Origin of the sequence: Lysobacter stagni (genome assembly GCF_030053425.1) — a bacterium.
GTDB lineage: Bacteria > Pseudomonadota > Gammaproteobacteria > Xanthomonadales > Xanthomonadaceae > Lysobacter_J > Lysobacter_J stagni.
In genome coordinates this window covers 2768702-2789499 of sequence record NZ_JASGBI010000001.1, presented here as the reverse complement: position 1 = coordinate 2789499, position 20798 = coordinate 2768702, and the positions used below count along the sequence as shown (strand labels likewise).

Sequence of the window (20798 nt, the reverse complement as noted above, 5' to 3'; positions counted from 1 at the left end):
CGTGCTGCTGGAAAGACGAAAATTCTAGCGGGCGTTCAGCGATGTCGTCAAGCGTTCGCTGCCAGATTTTTTTCGTCGTGACCGCCGGTGCTGGTGCCGGCGTCAACGGGGCGCAATGTTGCCACACCGTGTCCCCGCTCCGCTAGATACTCGAGCCACTTTCCGAGAAACGTATTCATCCGCGTGCGGTGGTCGAGCACCTCCGCCGCCGGCGGGTACATGCCAATGACGTCCTGCCAGCGACGGCCCACGTAGCAGTTGGTGACTTCCAGCTGGCGCGCATCGTGGTAGGCACGCAAAAACGCGGAAGGATCCTGTTCGCCGGTCACCGGATCCCGCAACGCGTACGTCAGGCGCAGCTCGGTGGTGTACGGATGGCGTTCGATCACGTCCAGCTGCAGGTCCAGGCCGTCGCCGACGCTGGACTGGTACGTTCCGACCGCCAGTTGGGCCGAGGGAAAAAGCCGATCGAAGCGCACGTGGTTTTCCGCGTACAGCCCCATCAGCCAGCCGAAGCGGCTGAGGCGGGGAATGCGTGCGCGGCGGGTAGCGAGTGACATGGACATAGGCATCGATATGGAGCCGATGCTACACGGCACAAGCGCCACGCGGCAGCGTTGACGCATGGCCGCGGTAGGCCTACGGTAAGCATTCCTCGTGAACGTTTTTCCGGCGCGCGCTGCCGCCCGGACCGCTGAACGGCTCGTTCAGAACATCTCGCGATGGATCCCCAGCGTGGTCAGCACCTTGCTCGAGATCTCCTCGATCGAGGTGTTCGTCGTGCTCAGCGTGGGAATGCGCTCGGCACGGAACATCGCTTCCGCCGCGGCCACTTCGCGGCGGCAGGTTTCCAGCTGCGCATAGCGCGAATTTGGCCGTCGCTCCTGGCGGATCTGCTGCAGGCGCACCGGATCGATCGTCAGGCCGAACAGCTTGTTGCGGTAAGGACGCAGGCGCGGCGGCAGACGGTCGTGTTCCAGATCTTCCTCGGTCAGCGGGTAGTTCGCCGCACGCACGCCGTAGTGCAGCGCCAGGTACACGCAGGTCGGCGTCTTGCCCGCGCGCGATACGGCCACCAGTATCAGGTCGGCGTCGTTGTAGTCCACGCTCTGGCCGTCGTCGTGGGTGAGCGCGAAGTTCATCGCGTTGATGCGGCGATGGTAGGTATCGAAGTCCACCAGGCCGTGGGCCTGGCCGATGCGCCGCTCACGGGTCTGGTGCAGTTCCCGCTCCAGCGGCTCGATGAAGGGTGCGAACACGTCCAGCATCAGCGCCCCGCTCTCCGCCAGCGCCGCGCCCACATCGGTGTCCATGCAGGAGTTGATGACCACCGGTCGCACGCCATGGGCCTCGGCCGCGCTGCGGATCTTCTCGGCCACTTCGTGGGCGCGCTCGACGCTGTCGACGAAGGGAATCCGGTCCGTGACGAACCGGGTCTGCGTGAACTGGGTGAGCAGGCTGTGGCCGATGGTCTCGGCAGTGATACCGGTACCATCGGACACGTAGAACACGGGACGCACGCCTGACATCGGTTTTTCTCCTGAACTGGCCGTTCACAATACAAAAAACGCCGATGAATCAAGCTTGTATGCCCCCGGCGCAGCGGCGATCATATCCGGATCGAAAGCGCACCACGCGCCGGGTGCGTACCGACTTTCCCTGGAGAACGCCCGCTTGAACGAGAACATCCTCTGGCTGCACGCGCTGCGCCTTACCGATCTGGCCCGCGTAGGCGGCAAGAATTCGTCGCTGGGCGAAATGATCGGCAACCTGGCCGGCCTTGGCGTCTCCGTACCGGGCGGCTACGCAACCACCGCCGAGGCCTTCAAGGCCTTCATCGACCACAACAACCTGCACCAGCGCATCTACGACAAGCTGGCGACGCTGGACGTTGAGGACGTCCCGGCGCTGACCGCCGCCGGCGCGGAAATCCGCGGCTGGGTCATCGACGCCCCGCTCCAGGCCGACCTGGACGCCGACATCCGCAAGGCCTACAAGCAGCTGTGCGACGAGAACGGCGGTGGCGACGTCGCCGTCGCGGTGCGCTCCTCCGCGACCGCGGAGGACCTGCCGGACGCCTCCTTCGCCGGCCAGCAGGAAACCTTCCTCAATGTCACCGGTGCCGACGATGTCGTGCACAAGGTCAAGGAAGTCTTCGCCTCGCTCTACAACGACCGCGCGATCGCCTACCGCGTGCACCACGGCTTCAAGCACGAGGACGTGTTCCTGTCCGCCGGCGTGCAGCTGATGGTGCGCTCCAACGTTGGCTCCTCCGGCGTGCTGTTCACGCTGGACACCGAATCCGGCTTCCGCGATGTCGTCTTCATCACCTCCAGCTACGGCCTGGGCGAGATGGTCGTGCAGGGCGCGGTCAACCCGGACGAGTTCTACGTCTACAAGCCCACGCTGCTGCAGGGCAAGCAGGCCATCCTGCGCCGCGGCATGGGCGCCAAGCAGCTGCGCATGGTGTATTCCGACCAGCCCGGCGAGCGCGTACGCACTGAAGAGACGCCGGCCGAGCTGCGCAACGCGTTCTCCATCAGCGACGAGGACGTGCACGAGCTGGCCCGTCAGGCGCTCACCATCGAGAAGCACTACGGCCGCCCGATGGACATCGAGTGGGCGAAGGACGGCGTCAGCGGCAAGCTCTTCATCGTGCAGGCGCGTCCGGAGACCGTGAAGTCGCGCGCCAAGGCCACGCAGATCGAGCGCTACCAGCTCACCAAGCGCGGCGAAGTGGTCTGCGAAGGCCGCGCCATCGGCCAGAAGATCGGCACCGGCGTGGCACGCGTGGTGCGCTCGCTGGCGGACATGAGCCGCGTGCAGCCCGGTGACGTGCTCGTTGCCGACATGACCGACCCCGACTGGGAGCCGGTGATGAAGCGTTCGGCCGCCATCGTCACCAACCGCGGCGGTCGCACCTGCCACGCCGCGATCATCGCGCGCGAGCTGGGCGTGCCGGCGGTCGTCGGCACCGGCAACGCACTGGACACCATCCAGGACGGCCAGGAAGTCACCATCAGCTGCGCCGAGGGCGATACCGGCTTCATCTACAAGGGCGCCCTGCCCTTCGAACGCCACACCGCCGACCTCGACAAGATGCCGGAAGCCCCGCTCAAGGTGATGATGAACGTCGCCAACCCGGAGCGCGCTTTCGACTTCGCCATGCTGCCCAACGCCGGCGTCGGCCTGGCGCGCCTGGAGATGATCATCGCCAGCCACATCGGCGTGCATCCCAAGGCGCTGCTGGAATACAACCAGCAGGACGCGGCGACGAAGAAGAAGATCGACGAGAAGATGGCTGGTTACAGCAGCCCGGTCGATTTCTATGTGGACCGCCTGGCCGAGGGCATCGCCACCATCACCGCCTCCTTCGCGCCGCATCCGGTCATCGTGCGCCTGTCGGACTTCAAGTCCAACGAGTACGCCAACCTCATCGGCGGTTCGCGTTACGAGCCGCATGAAGAGAACCCGATGATCGGCTTCCGCGGCGCCAGCCGTTACGTCGACCCCAGCTTCACCGAAGCCTTCGCGCTGGAATGCCGCGCGGTGCTGAAGGTGCGCGAGCAGATGGGCCTGACCAACTGCTGGGTGATGATCCCGTTCGTGCGTACGCTGGAAGAAGGCCGCAAGGTCGTCGAAGTGCTGCGTGCCAACGGTCTGGAACAGGGCAAGGGCGGGCTCAAGATCATCATGATGTGCGAGGTGCCGTCCAATGCGCTGCTGGCGGACGAGTTCCTCGACATCTTCGACGGCTTCTCGATCGGCTCCAACGATCTCACCCAGCTCACGCTCGGCCTGGACCGCGACTCGGGCATCGTCGCGCAGCTGTTCGACGAACGCGATCCGGCGGTGAAGAAGCTGCTCTCGCTGGCGATCAAGGCCGCGCGCGCCAAGGGCAAGTACGTCGGCATCTGCGGTCAGGGTCCGAGCGACCATCCCGACCTCGCCGAATGGCTGATGGAACAGGGCATCGAATCGGTGTCGCTCAATCCCGATACGGTCGTCGACACCTGGCTGCGCCTGGCCAAGGCGAAGGCCAAGGCCGGCGCCTGATCACGCTCAGGCAAGGTCGCAAGCGGTAACATCATCGACGCCCCGCTCATGCGGGGCGTCATGTTTTAGAGAAGCCGCATTCGGCACGTTCGCAAGGAGGTCGTCTTGTCCCGCACCACCAGCCCCGAGGTCCTGCTGCAGGATTCGCTGCCCAACCTGACGAAGGAGCTGGCGCCGCCGGCACACCTTTCCACCCTGTCGGCCGAGCAGTTCTGGGCGTGGGCCGGCGACGTCGGCATCAAGATCGGCGGCGCCCTGCTCGTCTTCTACATCGGCCATCACCTGGCGAAGTGGATCGTGCGGGCCGTCGGGCGTGCCATGACGCGGGCGCACGTGGAAACCACCTCGCTGCAGTTCATCAGCCGCGTCATCTACATCGCACTGCTGATCGTGCTGCTGCTGGCGATCCTGCAGGGCTTCTTCGGCCTTGCGCCCACATCCTTCATCGCCATCCTCGGCGCGGCCGGCCTGGCCATCGGCCTCGCGCTGAAGGATTCGCTGTCGAACGTCGCCTCCGGCGTGATGCTGGTGACGCTCAAGCCGTTCCGCGTGGGCGACGTGGTGCAGATCGGTGGCAGCAGCGGCACGGTGGAAGCGGTGAGCATCTTCCAGACGCGGCTGCGCGGCGCCGACAACCAGACCATCGTGCTGCCGAACAACCTCATCACCACCGCGCCGATCGTCAACCTCACGCCGGACACGCGCCGTCGCATCGAGCTGATCATCGGCATCGGCTACGAGGACGACATCGACGCCACGCGCAAGGTGATCATGGACATCATGAACGCCGACGACCGGATCCTGCAGAACCCCGCGGCCGACGTCGTCGTCTACGAACTGGCCGACAGCGCGGTGCGCCTGGGCATCCGCTGCCACGTCACCAATGCCAACCACTTCGCAACGAAGTGCGACCTCAACGAACGCATCAAGAAGGCCTTCGACGAGGCTGGCATCAGCATCCAGGCGGCGCAGCGCGATATCCGTGCCGTGCGGCGCGTCACCGAAACCGCCAACGTGACGGTAACGCTGGACCACTCGCGGTCCGAGAAGAGCTGAGCTCCGTCAGGCGTCCGGCAGGCCGCCGAGATGGCCCATCGCGGCGCGGTAATGGCGCAGCTCGGCGATGGAGTCGCGCACGTCGCTCAGTGCGGTGTGGCGCGACTCCTTGCTGACGCCGGCCAGAACGTCCGGCGCCCAGCGCCGCGCGAGCTCCTTGATGGTGCTCACGTCCAGGTTGCGGTAATGGAAATGCCGTTCCAGTCGCGGCATCAGACGATGCAGGAAGCGACGGTCCTGGCAGATCGAATTGCCGCAGATGGGCGACTTGCCCGGCGGCACCCACTGCACCAGGAAATCCAGCGTGAGCGACTCGGCTTCCGCCAGGCCCACCTGGCTGTCGAGCACGCGCTGCCACAGGCCGGAACGGCCGTGCTGGTTGCGGTTCCACTCGTCCATGGCTTCGAGCCGGGACAGCGGATGGGCAATCGCCAGTTCCGGCCCCTCGGCCAGTACGTTGAGCTGCTTGTCCGTCACCAGCGTGGCGATCTCGAGGATCGAATCGCGGTCCGTGTCCAGGCCGGTCATCTCCAGATCGATCCAGATCAGATGCTCGTCGTTGGGGGTGGCTGTCGCCATGCGCTCGCACTGGGGTAAGGTCGGCAGCATCATACAGCCAGCCCGTCATGGCGGCCTCGCACAGCGCTCACGGAAAACCGCATGCCCTCGCCCGTCGCGATCGACCCTTCGCACTACGCCGTCGTCTCCGCCATGATCACGCCCGCGTTCTTCCTGACCGCGGCCAGCTCGCTGCTGATCTCATCGAACAACCGGTTGGCGCGCGTGGTCGACCGCATGCGCAGCGAGATCGAAGTGCTGCGCGCCACCGAGCAGGGGCAAGAACGCTTCGCACTGGAAGGGCGCATCGCGATCCACCGTCGACGCTCCTACCTCGTGCTGGCATCGGTGCGCATGCTCTACGGCGCGATCACCGCCTTCGTCGGCACCAGCATGGGCATCGCCGTGGATGCCTTCTTCGGCTATCGGCTCGACCTGGTGCCCACGGGCCTGGCCGTGCTGGGCGTGCTGCTGATGCTGGGCGCGTCGCTGTGCCTGGGCCATGAAGCCAAACTGGGCCTGCGCATGCTCGACCGGGAACTGGACGAGCAGCTGGCGAAGGACCGACTGGACCTGCGCCACGACTGAGCGGGCTCAGCCCTGCGGCGGATCGATCTTGCCGCGCTTGCGCCGGAAATACGCCGTGAGCCGTGCGCCGGCCTCGTCGCCGAGCACGCCGCCGGTGATCTGCACGCGGTGGTTGTGGCGCGGATCGGCGAGCAGGTCGAACACGCTGCCCGCGGCGCCGGTCTTGGGGTCGCTCGCGCCGTAGACCACGCGTGCGATGCGCGCATGCACCATCGCCATCGCGCACATCGCGCACGGTTCCAGCGTCACGTAGAGGGTCGCGCCGAGCAGGCGGTGGTTGTCCACGCGCACGCCGGCCTGGCGCATGGCGACGATCTCCGCGTGCGCGGTCGGGTCGCGCTCGGTGATGTTGCGATTCCAGCCTTCGCCCAGCACCTCACCGGCCGCCGACACCAGCACCGCGCCGACAGGGATCTCGTCGTCTTCGCGTTCCGCGCGATCGGCCAGCGCAAGGGCGTGGCGCATCCAGCGTGTGTCGTCGTCGAACGATTCCAAGGGGTTTTCGGCTTCCTGAACCATGTACGAAAGGATGCCGCAGACATCCTTTCCGCGCCATGCCAACGCACGACGGACGCCTTCCGGCCCCATTCGATCAGCCACCGGGGTGGCCGAAAATGGCAAAATTACGGTTCCGCGCCTGCGGCCAGCCAGCCACCGACAGCCTCGTGCCACGGCCGCCCGCCATTCCAGGACCGAACGCCCGTCCATGAACACCCAATACCGCAAGCCGCTCCCGGGTACCTCGCTGGATTACTTCGACGCGCGCGCCGCCGTCGAGGCGATCAAGCCGGCTGCCTACGACACCCTGCCCTACACCTCGCGCGTGCTGGCGGAAAACCTGGTGCGGCGCTGCGATCCGGACACGTTGATCGACTCGCTCAATCAGTTGATCGAACGCAGGCGCGACCTCGACTTCCCGTGGTTCCCGGCACGCGTGGTGTGCCACGACATCCTCGGCCAGACCGCGCTGGTGGACCTGGCCGGCCTGCGCGATGCCATCGCCGACCAGGGCGGCGACCCGGCCAAGGTCAATCCGGTGGTGCCGGTGCAGCTGATCGTCGACCACTCGCTGGCCGTGGAATGCGGCGGCTTCGATCCCGATGCGTTCGCGAAGAACCGCGCCATCGAGGACCGCCGCAACGAGGACCGTTTCCACTTCATCGACTGGACGAAGCTGGCGTTCAAGAACGTCGACGTGATCCCGCCGGGCAACGGGATCATGCACCAGATCAACCTGGAGAAGATGTCGCCGGTGATCCAGGCGCAACACGGCGTCGCCTTCCCCGACACCTGCGTCGGCACCGACAGCCACACGCCGCATGTCGATGCGCTGGGCGTGATCGCCATCGGCGTCGGCGGCCTTGAAGCCGAGAACGTGATGCTGGGCCGCGCCTCGTGGATGCGCCTGCCGGACATCATCGGCGTCGAACTCACGGGCCGGCGCCAGCCGGGCATCACCGCCACCGACATCGTGCTGGCGTTGACCGAATTCCTGCGCAAGGAGAAGGTCGTCGGTGCGTATCTGGAATTCCGCGGCGAAGGCGCAGCCAGCCTGACGCTGGGCGATCGCGCGACGATCTCCAACATGGCGCCCGAGTACGGCGCGACCGCGGCGATGTTCTTCATCGACGACCAGACGCTGGACTACCTGCGCCTCACCGGCCGCGAGGATGCCCAGGTGAAGCTGGTGGAGACCTACGCGAAGACGGCCGGCCTGTGGGCCGACAGCCTGAAGAGCGCACAGTACGAGCGCACGCTGCACTTCGACCTTTCCACCGTCGTGCGCAACATGGCCGGCCCGTCGAACCCGCACAAGCGCCTGCCGACGTCCGACCTCGCACAGCGCGGCATCGCCGTGAACCTGGACAACGCGCTGGCGCAGGAAGCCGAAGGCCTGATGCCGGACGGCGCGGTGATCATCGCCGCCATCACCAGCTGCACCAACACCAGCAACCCGCGCAACGTGATCGCCGCCGGTCTGCTCGCCCGCAACGCGAATGCACGTGGCCTCACGCGCAAGCCGTGGGTGAAGACCTCGCTGGCACCGGGTTCGAAGGCCGTGCAGCTGTACCTGGAAGAAGCGAAGCTGCTGCCGGAGCTGGAACAACTGGGCTTCGGCATCGTCGCGTTCGCCTGCACCACCTGCAACGGCATGTCCGGCGCGCTGGACCCCGCGATCCAGCAGGAAATCATCGATCGCGACCTGTACGCGACGGCCGTGCTCTCGGGTAATCGCAATTTCGACGGCCGCATCCATCCGTATGCGAAGCAGGCCTTCCTCGCCTCGCCGCCGCTGGTGGTGGCCTACGCGATCGCCGGTACCGTGCGCTTCGACATCGAACGCGACGTGCTGGGCCACGACGCCGACGGCAAGCCCGTGACGCTGAAGGACCTCTGGCCCAGCGACGAGGAAATCGACGCCATCGTCGCGCAGAGCGTGAAGCCCGAGCAGTTCCGGCGCGTGTACGAGCCGATGTTCAACATCCGCGTCGAGCACGGCGAGCGCGTCAGCCCGCTGTACGACTGGCGTCCTCAGAGCACCTACATCCGCCGTCCGCCGTACTGGGAAGGTGCACTGGCCGGTGAGCGCACGCTGCGCGGCCTGCGGCCGTTGGCGGTGCTGGGCGACAACATCACCACCGATCACCTGTCGCCGTCCAACGCGATCCTGATGAACAGCGCGGCCGGCGAGTACCTGCACAAGATGGGCCTGCCGGAAGAGGACTTCAATTCGTACGCCACGCACCGCGGCGACCACCTCACCGCGCAGCGCGCCACCTTCGCCAACCCGACGCTCATCAACGAGATGGCGGTGGTCGATGGCGCGGTGAAGAAGGGCTCGCTGGCGCGCATCGAACCGGAAGGCCAGATCGTTCGCATGTGGGAGGCCATCGAGACCTACATGGAGCGCAAGCAGCCGCTGATCATCATCGCCGGTGCCGACTACGGCCAGGGTTCGTCGCGCGACTGGGCGGCCAAGGGCGTGCGCCTGGCGGGTGTGGAAGTGATCGTCGCCGAAGGGTTCGAACGCATCCACCGCACCAACCTGATCGGCATGGGCGTGCTGCCGCTGGAGTTCAAACCGGGCACGAACCGCCTGACGCTGGGCATCGACGGCACCGAGACCTTCGATGTCACTGGCGAGCGCAAACCGCGCGCCACGCTGACGCTGGTCATCCACCGCCGCAACGGCGAGCGCGTGGACGTGCCCGTCACCTGCCGCCTGGACAGCGACGAGGAAGTGTCGATCTACGAAGCCGGCGGCGTGCTGCAGCGCTTCGCGCAGGACTTCCTGGAGTCGTCGAAGGCCGCCTGATCCAAACGTTGGTCCACCCACGCAACGGAGGTAACGACATGCCCGGCACCGTCACCCTGCACCGCGTCATCCGCGCTCCGGCCGAACGCATCTACCGCGCGTTCATCACGCCCGCCGCGATGGTGAAGTGGCTTCCGCCGCACGGATTCACCGGCGAAGTGCATTCGATGGACGCACGCGTCGGCGGCAGCTACCGCATGTCGTTCACCAATTTCGGCACGGGCGGCAGCCATTCGTTCGGCGGCACGTATCTCGAACTCGTGCCTGGCCAGAAGCTGCGCTACAACGACCAGTTCGACAACCCCGGGTTGCCGGGCACGATGGAAGTGGAGGTCACGCTGAAGCCCGGCATGGTCGGCACCGACGTGAGCATCGTGCAGAAGGGCATTCCCGACGCCATCCCGGTGGAATTCTGCTACCTGGGCTGGCAGGAGTCGCTGGATATGCTGGTCCGGCTGGTCGAGCCCGAGATTCCCGACGGGGCGTAAACCAGGGCATCAATGCCGCCATTCCCGCGAAGGCGGGGCTTTCGGGCCGCCGCAGGGCGGCACCATCCAGCGCAACTTGTCATCACGGCCTTCGAAAGGTGTGACGCATCGGATAGTTGGATCCCCGCCTTTTCACGGGGATGACATCCTCGAACGGCGCGACACTTTCAAACAGCGCGACATCTTCGAACAGCAACACGGAACGAACACGCCATGACCCACGCACCGCAGATCCGCATTCCCGCCACCTACATGCGCGGCGGCACCAGCAAGGGCGTGTTCTTCCGCCTGCAGGACCTTCCGGTGCCGGCACAGGTGCCTGGCAAGGTGCGCGATGCGTTGCTGATGCGCGTGATCGGTTCGCCCGACCCGTACGGCAAGCACACCGACGGCATGGGCGGCGCGACGTCCAGCACCAGCAAGTGCGTGATCATCTCCGCGGCTTCCGTGCCCGATCACGACGTCGACTACCTCTACGGCCAGGTGTCCATCGACACGGCCTTCGTCGACTGGAGCGGCAACTGCGGCAACCTGTCCTCGGCCGTGGGGCCGTTCGCGATCGCCAACGGCTTCATCGATCCGGCGCGCATCCCGCGCGATGGCACCGTCACCGTGCGCATCTGGCAGGCGAACATCGGCAAGACCATCGTCGCGCATGTGCCCGTCCGCAACGGCGAAGTGCAGGAAACCGGCGACTTCGAGCTGGATGGCGTGACCTTCCCGGCAGCGGAGATCGCGCTGGAATTCCTCGACCCGTCCGACGACGGCGAAGGCGGCGGCGCGATGTTCCCCACCGGCAACCTCGTCGACGACCTGGAGGTGCCGGGCATCGGCACGTTCAAGGTCACGATGATCAACGCGGGCATTCCGACGATCTTCCTCAACGCTTCGGACCTGGGCTTCACCGGCACCGAGCTGCAACCGGCGATCAACGACAATCAGAAGACGCTGGCGATGTTCGAAACCATCCGCGCGCACGGTGCCGTGCGCATGGGCCTGATCGAGCGCGTCGAGGACGCCGCCAAGCGCCAGCACACGCCGAAGGTGGCGTTCGTCGCCCCCGCGCAGGATTACGTCACCTCAAGCGGAAAGCGCATCGCCGCCACCGACATCGATGTGCACGCGCGCGCGATGTCGATGGGCAAGCTGCACCACGCGATGATGGGCACCGCTGCGGTCGCCATCGGCACCGCGGCGTCGATTCCCGGCACGCTGGTGAACCTGGCCGCCGGCGGTGGCGAACGCGAAGCCGTGCGCTTTGGCCACCCGTCCGGCACGTTGCGTGTCGGCGCGCAGGCGAAGCTCGTCGACGGCCAATGGACCGTCACCAAGGCGATCATGAGCCGCAGTGCCCGCGTACTGATGGACGGCCACGTGCGCGTGCCGTCGGATTCGTTCTGAGGGACGACGCGCGCTACGCGTAGGCGAGATGCGGGGTTTTACCTCTCCTCTTGCGGGAGAGGTCGACGAGCGCAGCGCGCATCTGGTGCTTTTACCTCTCCCCTTGCGGGAGAGGTCGACGCGCGCAGCGCGTCGGGAGAGGGGCACGCGCTTCAGCGCGAACAACCCCCTCTTCCGCCCCTTCGGGGCCCCTTCTCCCGCGAGGAGAGAAGGGAGCACCGCGCAATTCCCATCGCCGTTGTGGCGAGTTCCCGTGCTCAGTCCGCGACCGGGATATACACCCACGACTTCGACTGCGATGCCTCGTGCAGGATCCGTCCGTTGCGACGGATCACGCGATCGATGGAATGCGTCTTGCTGAGCAGGCGACCGCCGATTCGCACCGTCGCCACCGCCTCGACGTCCGCGGTCTTGCGGTCGTCGGCCAGCGACACCTCGACGATGCGGTGATCGAAGGACAGCCCCATCGCGCCGTTGGTCAGCGCGTTGACACGCTTGAACGCACGGAAGCCCTCGCGCAGGTCCTCGCACGAGCGCTGCTTGTCCAGCGTTTCGCGCTGCGTGCCGTTGAGGGTGAACGCGATGGCTTCATGCCGGAAGTCGTCCGTCATGCGGTCGCAGAGGTAGTCCGCGTCCAGCTTCGCCATCGCCTGCCCCTCGACGGCGTACTGGGCCTCGATGGCGTCCTCGCTCATCTGGCGCCCGGCATGGAAGAACCACCAGGCGCCGTAGCCGGCCACCAGGGCCAGCAGAATCCATTTCCCCATGAGGCCCCCTAGCCTTCAGGTTGTCCTTACCGCGCGGTCACTCCCACTCGATGGTGGCCGGCGGCTTCCCGCTGATGTCATACACCACGCGCGAAACACCGCGCAACTCGTTGATGATGCGATTGGACACGCGACCGAGGAAATCGTACGGCAGGTGCGCCCAGTGCGCGGTCATGAAGTCGATGGTTTCCACCGCGCGCAGCGCGATGACCCACTCGTAGGCCCGGGCATCGCCGACCACACCCACCGACTTCACTGGCAGGAATACCGCGAAGGCCTGACTGACGCGGTCGTACAGGTCGGCCTTGCGCAGTTCCTCGATGAAGATATGGTCCGCGCGCGCAAGAAGTTCAGCGTATTCGCGCTTGACCTCGCCCAGGATGCGCACGCCCAGCCCGGGGCCCGGGAACGGATGGCGGTAGACCATCGCCTGCGGCAGTCCCAGTTCCACGCCCAGGCGGCGCACTTCGTCCTTGAACAGCTCGCGCAGCGGTTCGACCAGGCCCAGCTTCATGTTTTCCGGCAGGCCGCCCACGTTGTGGTGGCTCTTGATGACGTGCGCCTTGCCGGTCTTGCTGCCGGCGGACTCGATCACGTCCGGATAGATCGTGCCCTGCGCCAGCCACTTCGCGTTGGAGAGCCTGGCCGACTCCTCGTCGAAGATCTCGATGAACAGGTTGCCGATGATCTTGCGCTTGGCTTCCGGATCGCTGACGCCTTCCAGCGCCTTGAAGTAGCGGTCGGCCGCGTTCACGCGCACGACCTTCACGCCCATGTGCTCGGCGAACATCGCCATCACCTGGTCGCCTTCGTTCCAGCGCAGCAGGCCGGTATCGACGAACACGCAGGTCAGCTGCGTGCCGATGGCCTTGTGCAGCAGCGCTGCGACGACGGAGGAATCCACGCCGCCGGACAGGCCGAGGATGACCTCGTCGCTGCCGACCTGCTCGCGCACGCGCGCGATCTGGTCGTCGATGATGTTGGCCGCGGTCCACAGCGTGCGGCAGCCGCAGATGTCGGCCACGAAACGGCGCAGCAGCGTCTGGCCCTGCTTGGTGTGGGTGACTTCCGGATGGAACTGCACGCCGTACCAGCGCTTTTCCTCCAGCGCCATCGCGGCGACGGGAATGCGGTCGGTAACGGCGGTGACGGTCCAGCCCGGCGGCGCCTTGGCGACGTGGTCGCCGTGGCTCATCCACACGTCGATGCGGGGCTCGCCATCGTGGTCGGACAAGCCGCCCAGCAGCGCATCGCGCGCGACCAGCTCGACCTCGGCATGGCCGAACTCACGCGCATCGGCCGCTTCGGTGGTGCCGCCCAGCTGCGCGGCCAGCGTCTGCATCCCGTAGCAGATGCCCAGGATCGGCAGCCCGGCGTCGAACACTTCCTGCGGCGCCTTCGGCGCGCCCTGCTCGGTCGTCGATTCCGGACCGCCCGACAGGATGATGCCCTTCGCGCCGAACGCGGCGATCTCGGCCGGATCGTGGTCCCAGGCCCAGATCTCGCAGTAGACGCCGATCTCGCGGATGCGGCGGGCGATCAGCTGCGTGTACTGCGCGCCGAAATCGAGGATGAGGATCTTGTCGGTGTGGATGTTGGTCATGGGGCCGTGGATTTCAGTAAGCACAAGCTCAAAAACAAGAAAGGGAAACTCGCGTCTCCCTTGCCTGCAAACAATCAACTCGCCCGATAGTTCGGCGGTTCCTTCGTGATCTGCACGTCGTGCACGTGGCTTTCGCGTGCGCCGGCGTTGGTGATGCGCACGAAGCTGGGTTTCTTGCGCATGTCCTCGATGGACGCGCAGCCGACATAGCCCATCGTCGCGCGCAGGCCACCGGCCAACTGGTGGACCACGTTGCGCAGCGGACCGCGGTACGGCACGCGGCCTTCGATGCCCTCGGGCACCAGCTTGTCGGCGTCGGAAGCGTCCTGGAAGTAACGGTCCTTGGAGCCCTGCTCCATCGCGCCCAGCGAGCCCATGCCGCGGTAGCTCTTGTAGCTGCGACCCTGGAACAGTTCGACCTCACCCGGGGCTTCCTCGGTGCCGGCGAACAGGCCGCCGATCATCACGCTGGAAGCACCCGCGACGATGGCCTTGCCGATGTCGCCCGAATAGCGGATGCCACCGTCGGCGATCAGCGGAATGCGGTCCTGCAGCGCCTCGGCGACCATCGCCACCGCCGTGATCTGCGGCACGCCGACGCCTGCGACGATGCGCGTGGTGCAGATCGAGCCCGGGCCGACGCCGACCTTAACCGCGTCCGCGCCGTGGTCCATGAGGGCCAATGCCGCATCGCCGGTGACGATGTTCCCGCCGATCACCTGCAGCTGCGGGAAGGTCTTCTTCACCCACTTCACGCGGTCCAGCACGCCCTGCGAATGGCCGTGCGCGGTGTCGACCACCACCACGTCCACGCCGGCCGCGGCGAGCGCTTCCACGCGCGCCTCGGTGTCGCCGCCGACGCCGACCGCGGCGCCCACGAGCAGGCGTTCGCTGCTGTCGTAGGCGGCGTTGGGATTGTCGGACTTCTTCTGGATGTCCTTCACCGTGATCAGGCCGCGCAGCTCGAAGCCGTCGTTGACCACCAGCACCTTCTCGATACGGTGCTTGTGCAGCAGGTCCAGGACTTCCTCGTCGGTGGCGCCTTCGCGCACCGTGACCAGGCGATCCTTCTTGGTCATGATGTGGCGCACCGGATCGTCCAGCTTCTTCTCGAAGCGCATGTCGCGGCTGGTGACGATGCCGACGAGCTGGCCACCGTCCACCACCGGCACGCCGGAGATGTTGCGCGCGCGGGTGAGCTTGAGCACCTCGGCGATGGTGGTGTCGGGCCCGACGGTGAAGGGCTCCTTGATCACGCCCGCCTCGAACTTCTTGACCGAGGCGATCTGCGCGGCCTGGGCTTCCAGGCTCATGTTCTTGTGGACGATGCTGATGCCGCCCAATTGCGCCATCGCAATGGCCAGGCGCGCTTCGCTGACCGTGTCCATCGCCGCCGAGAGGATCGGCAGCCGGATGGTGAGGTCGCGGGTCAGGCGCGTGGAGAGCGAGACGTCCTTGGGCAGGACCGTCGAGTGGGCCGGGACGAGCGAGACGTCGTCGAAGGTAAGTGCTTCAGCCTGGATGCGCAGCATGGGCGGGGGCCGGGAGGCGGATGAAGCGCGTTATTGTAACGCGACTGACCCCTTCAACGCTCGCGGCGCGTCGGGACGTGCCGTTCTACGGACGGTACGGAACGCGCTTGACGCGATTTGCTTCGCAAATCACGTCCCACACCAGCGCCATACCCGCCCCTCGCGCCCTGCAGGCGCGACCGCCCCTGACTTAGGGGCTGGAGCAACAGCCCGGCTTCGGTTGGCTGGCTCGCGCTTTGAGCCCCTTTCCTCCGGGAGAGGGGTTGGGGTGAGGGTCGGGGCGTGCGGTATCTCGCAGATCGCGTGCTTGGACGAAGCCGAGCAGCCGCCCACACCGCCGCTCCGAGTTCAGCGCGCTTGGGTCCAGCCCCGCCCCGAATCCGCCGCTTCCGCGGCCTCCAGCGTGTTCTGCATCAGCGTGGCGACCGTCATAGGGCCCACGCCGCCGGGAACCGGGGTGATCCAGCTGGCGCGCTCTGCGGCCGCTTCGAACCCCACGTCGCCCACCAGGCGGCCGTCGTCCAGGCGGTTGATGCCCACGTCGATGACCACCGCGCCGGGCTTTACCCATTCACCCGGGATCAGGCCCGGACGGCCCGCGGCGACGACCAGGATGTCGGCGTTGCGGATCGAGGCTTCCAGCACCTGCGGCGGGGTGAACTTGTGGCAGCTGGTGACGGTGCAGCCGGCGATCAGCAGCTCCAGCGCCATCGGCCGGCCGACGTGGTTGGACACGCCGACGATGGTCGCGCTCTGCCCACGCACCGGGCGATCGGTGTAGGCCAGCAGCGTGGTGATGCCACGCGGCGTGCACGGACGCAGGCCGAACTGACGCAGGGCCAGGTGTCCCACGTTTTCCGGATGGAAACCGTCCACGTCCTTGCGCGGGTCGATGCGATGGATCAGCTCGGTCGCGTCGCGGCGGTCCGGCAGCGGCAGCTGCACCAGGATGCCGTGGACCTCGGGATCGGCGTTGAGCCGGTCGATCAGCGCCAGCAGCTCTTCGTTGCCGGTATCGGCCGGCAGGTCGTAGTCGATCGCGCGGATGCCCACCTTCTGCGCGGCACGACGTTTGTTCTTCACATAGACGCTGGAGGCAGGGTCGTTGCCGACCAGCACCACCGCCAGCCCGGGGCGCGATTTGCCCGCGGCCACGCGCACGTCGACCCGGCTCTTGAGGTTGTCGAGCAGGTCCTCGGCGATGCGCTTGCCGTCGAGGATGCGGGCGGGAGCCTGAGTCGTGGGAGCGGTCATGCCGTGGACTGGATGAGGACTGCGCTACAGTCGGGCCGTGCATTATCGCCCAAGGACCCGGCACCTGCCGGTCTTTTCGCCCCGAAGCTCCGCCTCCGACGGAGGCTCGCCATGACCGAATCCGATTTCGAAACCACACAGATCCAGGCCGCCGCGTTCCGGAGCCTGCTCCAGCACCTCATGCAGGAACGCACGGACGTGCAGAACATCGACCTGATGATCCATGCCGGGTTCTGCCGCAACTGCCTGTCCGACTGGTACCGCGACGCCGCCGAACAGCGCGGCATCACGATGACCAAGGACGAAGCCAGGGAGGCGGTCTACGGCATGCCCTTCGCGCAATGGAAATCGCAGCACCAGCGCGAAGCCACACCCGAACAGCTGGCCGCATTCGAAGCGGCGCAACGCCGTCACGCAGGCTGAGCCATATGCGCAAACAAATGATCTGGTGGGCAGCATTGCCGGTGCTGGGCTATGCAGGGATCTCCGCCTGGCTGTTCTCCAAGCAGCGCGACCTCATCTACCTCCCGCAGGGCACGCGTGTCGACGCGGCGCAGACCGATTTCACGCTGGCCCGCGGCGATGTGCAGTTGCACGGATGGGTACTCAATCCGCAGGCGCGCAATCCGGTGATCTACTTCGGCGGCAACGCCGAGAGCATCCAGAACCGGCGCGAACAGCTGGGCCGCCTGTTGCCGGACCACAGTGTCTATCTGGTTTCGTACCGCGGCTATGGCGCCAGCGGCGGCGCCCCGAGCGAAGAAGCGCTGTTCGGCGACGCGCTGGCGGTGTTCGACACCGTGCGCGCACGCCATCCGGACGAGCCGATCGCGGTGGTCGGTTCCAGCCTCGGCAGCGGCGTGGCCAGCTACGTGGCGTCGCGGCGACCGGTGTCGAAGCTGGTGCTGGTGGCGCCGTTCGACAGCCTGGTGGCCGTGGCACAGGCCCACTACCCGATGTTTCCGGTCCGATGGCTGGTGAAGGACCGTTTCGATTCCGCCGCGAACCTGCACGGTTACGAAGGCGACGCGCTGGTGATCCGTGCGGGCCGCGACCAGGTCGTACCGCCGTCCAACACCGACCGGCTCATCGCCGCGTTCGGCAAACCGCCACGCGTGGCCGACCTGCCGGAAGCCGACCACAACACCATCGGCGGCGATCCCGGCTTCGAGAACGCGCTGGCGGACTTCCTGCGCTGAAGGCGACTACGCCGCGCAGAAGCGCACGTAGTCGATGTAGCCCGGGAATGCGCGACCGGCCGCGCACACGGGGCACTCCGGATCGGCCGACAACCGCGTTTCGCGAAAACGCATGCCCAGCGCGTCGAAATGCAACAGGCGCCCGGTGAGCGGCTCGCCGAGACCGAGAACCAGCTTGATCGCCTCGGTGGCCTGCAACAGGCCGATCACGCCGGGAAGCACGCCCAGCACGCCGGCTTCCGCGCAGTTCGGTGCGGCTTCCGGCGGGGGCGGTTCGGGAAACAGGCAGCGATAGCACGGCGCATGGCCGCGCTGCCGGCCCGCGTCGAACACGCTCACCTGCCCTTCGAAGCGATGCACCGCGCCGTACACCAGCGGCTTGCCGAGCTTCACGCAGGCGTCGTTGAGCAGGTAACGCACCGGGAAGTTGTCGGCGCCGTCGATCACCACGTCGGCACCTTCGATCAAGCGCTCGACGTTGTCGGCGGTGATGCGCTCCGGGAAAGCCTCGATGGCCACGGTCGGATTGAGCGCGGCCAGCGCGATGCGCGCCGACTCCACCTTCGGCACGCCGATACGCTGCTCGGTGTGCAGGATCTGACGCTGCAGGTTGCTGCGATCGACGATGTCGTCATCGGCCAGCACCAGCGTGCCCACGCCGGCCGCCGCGAGGTAGAACGCGGCCGGGGAACCCAGGCCTCCCGCGCCCACCATCGCGATGCGCGCGGCCTGCAGCCGGCGCTGCCCGGCCTCGCCCACTTCCGGCAGCCGCAGGTGGCGTGAGTAGCGGTCGTAGAAGTCGAAGTTCGCCTCATCGCGTTCGACGGGCAGGCCTTCGGCGATCCAGCGCGTGGTGCCGCCTTCGATCGATACCACGCGGCGATACCCAGCCGCGCGCAATGCCTCGGCCGCGGAGAGCGAGCGTTTGCCCGACTGGCAGATCAGCAGCACGGTGGCGTCGCGATCGGGCAACACGGCGCCCGGGTCCGCTTCCAGCTCGGCCTTGGCGATGCCCAGCGCACCCGCGGCAAAGCCGGTGGCGCGCTCGTGCGTCTCGCGCACGTCGACGATGACGGCTCCCGCTCGCTGGCGACGCAGGGCCTCGGCCGGGTCGATGAGCTCGATGGGCGTTTGGATGTCCATGGCGGGATTATCGCGCCTATGGCCCGACTCAGGCGTAACGCAGGACCTCCACGACGGCGCCAGCCGCGAGACGCTGCGGTCCATCCGGGATCACGATCAGTGCGTTGGAGTCGCTCACCGCGCGCAGCCGGTGCGACCCGACCGCCGGATTGGGATCGGCGTGCAGCACGCCACGTTCATCGCAGAACACCTGGGCACGCATGAACTCGCGGCGCGCATGCGACTTGTCGATTGGCGCGACCAGTTGCGCCCGCTCCACCGGGCGCGGTTCGGTGCGTCCCTGCAGGGCGTCGATAAGGGCACGTCCGAAGCCCAGGAACGTGGCGAAGACCGACACCGGATTGCCCGGCAGCGCCAGCACGCGCGCCTGGTCCAGACTGCCGAACAGCACCGGCATGCCGGGCTTCATCCGGACTTTCCAGAAATGCACCTGACCGAACCGCTCGATCACCGCGGGAATGTGGTCCTTCTCGCCGGCGGACACCGCACCGCAGGTGACGATCAGATCGAACGCGCAGCCCGCATCGCGCAGCGCTATCTCGACCCGCTTCGGATCGTCCGGCAGCCGCGGCCACGCGGTGGGCTCCAGGCCCTCGGCGCGCAGCAGACCCATCAACAGCTCGCGGTTGCTGTCGTGGATCTCGCCCGGCGCGAGCGCGAGACCGGGTTCCACCAGTTCATCGCCGCTGCTGAAGACCGCCACCGTCGGGCGACGCGACACCGGCAGCGAAGCCAGACCCAGCGAGGCCGCCAGCGACACGCGCGCCGGCGTGAGGCGCGAACCTGCATGGAGCACGCGTTCACCCGCGGCGACGTCTTCACCGGCGTGGCGCACGTTGGCGTCGTATGCGGGCGCTTGCAGCACGACGATGCGTTCGTCGTCATCACGGGTGTTTTCCTTGATGACGACGGTGTCCGCGCCGGCCGGCATCGGCGCGCCGGTGGTGATGCGCACGCATTCGCCCTCGCCCACCGTGATGTCGCGCGCGCGTCCCGCGAACTGCTCGCCAACCACGCGCAGCGCCGTTTCATCCGTGGACAGATCGACATGGCGAACGGCGAATCCGTCCATGGCGCTGTTGTCGAACGGCGGCAACGCCATCGGCGCGTCGACGTCCACGGCCAGGATGCGACCATGCGTGCGCGACAACGGCAGCGTTTCCGTCTCCAGCCGGTGTTCGGCGGCCACCTGGCGCACGATGGCGATGGCGTCGTCGTAGGAAAGGCCGGTGGGGAATTCGCGGTTCGTCATGTCGTGATCCCGGCGTTGGCCAGGTCGTCGGGTGTGTTGAGGTTGCCGAAGCGTACGCCCGCCAGGCGAACGGACGCCATGCCAAGCGCGTGCTGCAGCGCATGGATCGCGCCGCTGCCGGCAAGCGCATCGTCCATCGCATCGCGCAGCGGGGCCGCGCGCCACAGCGCGACCAGCGGCTGCGGGCCATCGTCGTCGATGGCGAATGCGCCGGCGTCACCGGCGGTAGACGCCAGCGTGGGCAGCAGGCATTCGTTGACGCCGACCAGGTCGACCGGCAGCGTGAGCATCCACGGTGTCGCGCACGCCGCGGCCAGTGCGTCCAGGCCCGCAATCGGACCGATGTCGCGCTCGCTGCGATCCACGACGACGTGCAGGCCGGCGGCGCGATAGCGATGAAGATCGCGATTGGCGCTCACCAGAATCGTGTCGACCTCATGCGCGAAACGCCGCTGCCAGCGCAATACCTGCGCCACGCCGTCGCGTTCGAGCCACGCCTTGTCCAGGCCGCCCAGTCGCGTCGCCCTGCCACCGGCGAGGATGCCGAGGGTGATATCGGACGGGGTCGGGATCATGGCGACAGTG

The 20798-nt window shown here is 67.0% G+C and carries 19 protein-coding genes; 8 read left to right on the top strand and 11 right to left on the bottom strand.

The window, feature by feature from the left end; genetic code table 11:
• Positions 1 to 47: 47 nt before the first annotated feature.
• Both QLQ15_RS12895 and ppsR read right to left on the bottom strand, forming a co-directional pair.
• The gene (locus tag QLQ15_RS12895) at positions 48 to 560 is read right to left on the bottom strand and encodes a DUF1249 domain-containing protein (RefSeq protein WP_432277812.1); all 513 of its coding nucleotides are present in this window, start codon (positions 558 to 560) and stop codon (positions 48 to 50) included.
• Between the two features lie 147 nt (positions 561 to 707).
• Positions 708 to 1529 carry a posphoenolpyruvate synthetase regulatory kinase/phosphorylase PpsR gene (gene ppsR, locus QLQ15_RS12890; protein WP_283213170.1) on the bottom strand — a complete coding sequence of 274 codons (822 nt, stop codon included), beginning with the start codon at positions 1527 to 1529 and terminating at the stop codon, positions 708 to 710.
• Positions 1530 to 1674: 145 nt separating this feature from the next.
• Between ppsR and ppsA the strand changes: the two genes are divergently transcribed.
• Positions 1675 to 4056 (top strand): phosphoenolpyruvate synthase, encoded by a 2382-nt coding sequence (gene ppsA / locus QLQ15_RS12885; RefSeq protein ID WP_283213169.1) that lies wholly within the window; start codon positions 1675 to 1677, stop codon positions 4054 to 4056.
• A gap of 105 nt (positions 4057 to 4161) precedes the next feature.
• Complete coding sequence (locus tag QLQ15_RS12880) at positions 4162 to 5112, top strand: mechanosensitive ion channel family protein (RefSeq protein ID WP_283213168.1); 951 nt, start codon at positions 4162 to 4164, stop codon at positions 5110 to 5112.
• 6 nt (positions 5113 to 5118) lie between these two features.
• On the opposite strand, the gene orn is transcribed toward QLQ15_RS12880, so the two are convergent.
• The gene (gene orn / locus QLQ15_RS12875; protein WP_283213167.1) at positions 5119 to 5691 is read right to left on the bottom strand and encodes an oligoribonuclease; all 573 of its coding nucleotides are present in this window, start codon (positions 5689 to 5691) and stop codon (positions 5119 to 5121) included.
• 81 nt (positions 5692 to 5772) lie between these two features.
• Between orn and QLQ15_RS12870 the strand changes: the two genes are divergently transcribed.
• Entirely contained in the window at positions 5773 to 6258 is a 486-nt protein-coding gene (locus tag QLQ15_RS12870; RefSeq protein ID WP_283213166.1) for a DUF2721 domain-containing protein, read from the top strand.
• A 6-nt stretch (positions 6259 to 6264) separates the two neighbouring features.
• On the opposite strand, the gene tadA is transcribed toward QLQ15_RS12870, so the two are convergent.
• Positions 6265 to 6753 (bottom strand): tRNA adenosine(34) deaminase TadA, encoded by a 489-nt coding sequence (tadA, locus tag QLQ15_RS12865; RefSeq protein ID WP_283213165.1) that lies wholly within the window; start codon positions 6751 to 6753, stop codon positions 6265 to 6267.
• Positions 6754 to 6964: 211 nt separating this feature from the next.
• Between tadA and acnD the strand changes: the two genes are divergently transcribed.
• The 3 genes from acnD to prpF all read left to right on the top strand — a co-directional run bounded on the left by acnD (position 6965) and on the right by prpF (position 11463).
• Positions 6965 to 9574, top strand: coding sequence for a Fe/S-dependent 2-methylisocitrate dehydratase AcnD (acnD, locus tag QLQ15_RS12860; protein ID WP_283213164.1), 2610 nt, complete (start codon positions 6965 to 6967; stop codon positions 9572 to 9574).
• Positions 9575 to 9612: 38 nt separating this feature from the next.
• Positions 9613 to 10062, top strand: coding sequence for an SRPBCC family protein (locus QLQ15_RS12855; RefSeq protein WP_283213163.1), 450 nt, complete (start codon positions 9613 to 9615; stop codon positions 10060 to 10062).
• A gap of 213 nt (positions 10063 to 10275) precedes the next feature.
• Positions 10276 to 11463 carry a 2-methylaconitate cis-trans isomerase PrpF gene (gene prpF, locus QLQ15_RS12850; protein ID WP_283213162.1) on the top strand — a complete coding sequence of 396 codons (1188 nt, stop codon included), beginning with the start codon at positions 10276 to 10278 and terminating at the stop codon, positions 11461 to 11463.
• 257 nt (positions 11464 to 11720) lie between these two features.
• Here prpF and QLQ15_RS12845 read toward each other — a convergent pair whose 3' ends face one another.
• The 4 genes from QLQ15_RS12845 to folD form a co-directional block, all read right to left on the bottom strand.
• Positions 11721 to 12230, bottom strand: a complete 510-nt coding sequence (locus QLQ15_RS12845; protein WP_283213161.1) for a hypothetical protein — start codon at positions 12228 to 12230, stop codon at positions 11721 to 11723.
• A 37-nt stretch (positions 12231 to 12267) separates the two neighbouring features.
• Positions 12268 to 13833 carry a glutamine-hydrolyzing GMP synthase gene (gene guaA, locus QLQ15_RS12840; RefSeq protein WP_283213160.1) on the bottom strand — a complete coding sequence of 522 codons (1566 nt, stop codon included), beginning with the start codon at positions 13831 to 13833 and terminating at the stop codon, positions 12268 to 12270.
• Positions 13834 to 13907: 74 nt separating this feature from the next.
• Positions 13908 to 15365 (bottom strand): IMP dehydrogenase, encoded by a 1458-nt coding sequence (gene guaB / locus QLQ15_RS12835; protein ID WP_283213159.1) that lies wholly within the window; start codon positions 15363 to 15365, stop codon positions 13908 to 13910.
• A gap of 348 nt (positions 15366 to 15713) precedes the next feature.
• On the bottom strand, positions 15714 to 16619 hold the full coding sequence (folD, locus tag QLQ15_RS12830) for a bifunctional methylenetetrahydrofolate dehydrogenase/methenyltetrahydrofolate cyclohydrolase FolD (RefSeq protein WP_283213158.1): 906 nt from the start codon (positions 16617 to 16619) through the stop codon (positions 15714 to 15716).
• 111 nt (positions 16620 to 16730) lie between these two features.
• Here folD and QLQ15_RS12825 point away from each other — a divergent pair, with 111 nt between their 5' ends.
• Together QLQ15_RS12825 and QLQ15_RS12820 are read left to right on the top strand one after the other, a co-directional pair.
• The gene (locus QLQ15_RS12825) at positions 16731 to 17042 is read left to right on the top strand and encodes a DUF1244 domain-containing protein (protein ID WP_283213157.1); all 312 of its coding nucleotides are present in this window, start codon (positions 16731 to 16733) and stop codon (positions 17040 to 17042) included.
• A gap of 17 nt (positions 17043 to 17059) precedes the next feature.
• Positions 17060 to 17818: an alpha/beta hydrolase gene (locus QLQ15_RS12820; protein WP_283213156.1), complete on the top strand. Its 759-nt coding sequence runs from the start codon at positions 17060 to 17062 to the stop codon at positions 17816 to 17818.
• A gap of 6 nt (positions 17819 to 17824) precedes the next feature.
• Here QLQ15_RS12820 and moeB read toward each other — a convergent pair whose 3' ends face one another.
• Genes moeB through mobA form a run of 3 tightly spaced genes read right to left on the bottom strand, consistent with a single transcriptional unit; the run spans position 17825 to position 20788 of the window.
• Positions 17825 to 18961: a molybdopterin-synthase adenylyltransferase MoeB gene (gene moeB / locus QLQ15_RS12815; RefSeq protein ID WP_283213155.1), complete on the bottom strand. Its 1137-nt coding sequence runs from the start codon at positions 18959 to 18961 to the stop codon at positions 17825 to 17827.
• A 28-nt stretch (positions 18962 to 18989) separates the two neighbouring features.
• Positions 18990 to 20213: a molybdopterin molybdotransferase MoeA gene (locus tag QLQ15_RS12810; protein ID WP_283213154.1), complete on the bottom strand. Its 1224-nt coding sequence runs from the start codon at positions 20211 to 20213 to the stop codon at positions 18990 to 18992.
• Positions 20210 to 20788 (bottom strand): molybdenum cofactor guanylyltransferase, encoded by a 579-nt coding sequence (gene mobA / locus QLQ15_RS12805; protein ID WP_283213153.1) that lies wholly within the window; start codon positions 20786 to 20788, stop codon positions 20210 to 20212. The genes QLQ15_RS12810 and mobA overlap by 4 nt, the downstream gene beginning before the upstream one ends.
• Between the last annotated feature and the right edge of the window lie 10 nt (positions 20789 to 20798).

Coding starts and splice junctions, on each gene's coding strand:
- QLQ15_RS12810 (WP_283213154.1), bottom strand. CDS start 20,213: ATGACGAACCGCGAATTCCCCACCGGCCTTTCCTACGACGACGCCATC.
- ppsR (WP_283213170.1), bottom strand. CDS start 1,529: ATGTCAGGCGTGCGTCCCGTGTTCTACGTGTCCGATGGTACCGGTATC.
- QLQ15_RS12825 (WP_283213157.1), top strand. CDS start 16,731: ATGACCGAATCCGATTTCGAAACCACACAGATCCAGGCCGCCGCGTTC.
- QLQ15_RS12855 (WP_283213163.1), top strand. CDS start 9,613: ATGCCCGGCACCGTCACCCTGCACCGCGTCATCCGCGCTCCGGCCGAA.
- acnD (WP_283213164.1), top strand. CDS start 6,965: ATGAACACCCAATACCGCAAGCCGCTCCCGGGTACCTCGCTGGATTAC.
- prpF (WP_283213162.1), top strand. CDS start 10,276: ATGACCCACGCACCGCAGATCCGCATTCCCGCCACCTACATGCGCGGC.
- guaB (WP_283213159.1), bottom strand. CDS start 15,365: ATGCTGCGCATCCAGGCTGAAGCACTTACCTTCGACGACGTCTCGCTC.
- moeB (WP_283213155.1), bottom strand. CDS start 18,961: ATGGACATCCAAACGCCCATCGAGCTCATCGACCCGGCCGAGGCCCTG.
- folD (WP_283213158.1), bottom strand. CDS start 16,619: ATGACCGCTCCCACGACTCAGGCTCCCGCCCGCATCCTCGACGGCAAG.
- orn (WP_283213167.1), bottom strand. CDS start 5,691: ATGGCGACAGCCACCCCCAACGACGAGCATCTGATCTGGATCGATCTG.
- QLQ15_RS12895 (WP_432277812.1), bottom strand. CDS start 560: ATGTCACTCGCTACCCGCCGCGCACGCATTCCCCGCCTCAGCCGCTTC.
- QLQ15_RS12870 (WP_283213166.1), top strand. CDS start 5,773: ATGCCCTCGCCCGTCGCGATCGACCCTTCGCACTACGCCGTCGTCTCC.
- mobA (WP_283213153.1), bottom strand. CDS start 20,788: ATGATCCCGACCCCGTCCGATATCACCCTCGGCATCCTCGCCGGTGGC.
- guaA (WP_283213160.1), bottom strand. CDS start 13,833: ATGACCAACATCCACACCGACAAGATCCTCATCCTCGATTTCGGCGCG.
- QLQ15_RS12845 (WP_283213161.1), bottom strand. CDS start 12,230: ATGGGGAAATGGATTCTGCTGGCCCTGGTGGCCGGCTACGGCGCCTGG.
- QLQ15_RS12820 (WP_283213156.1), top strand. CDS start 17,060: ATGATCTGGTGGGCAGCATTGCCGGTGCTGGGCTATGCAGGGATCTCC.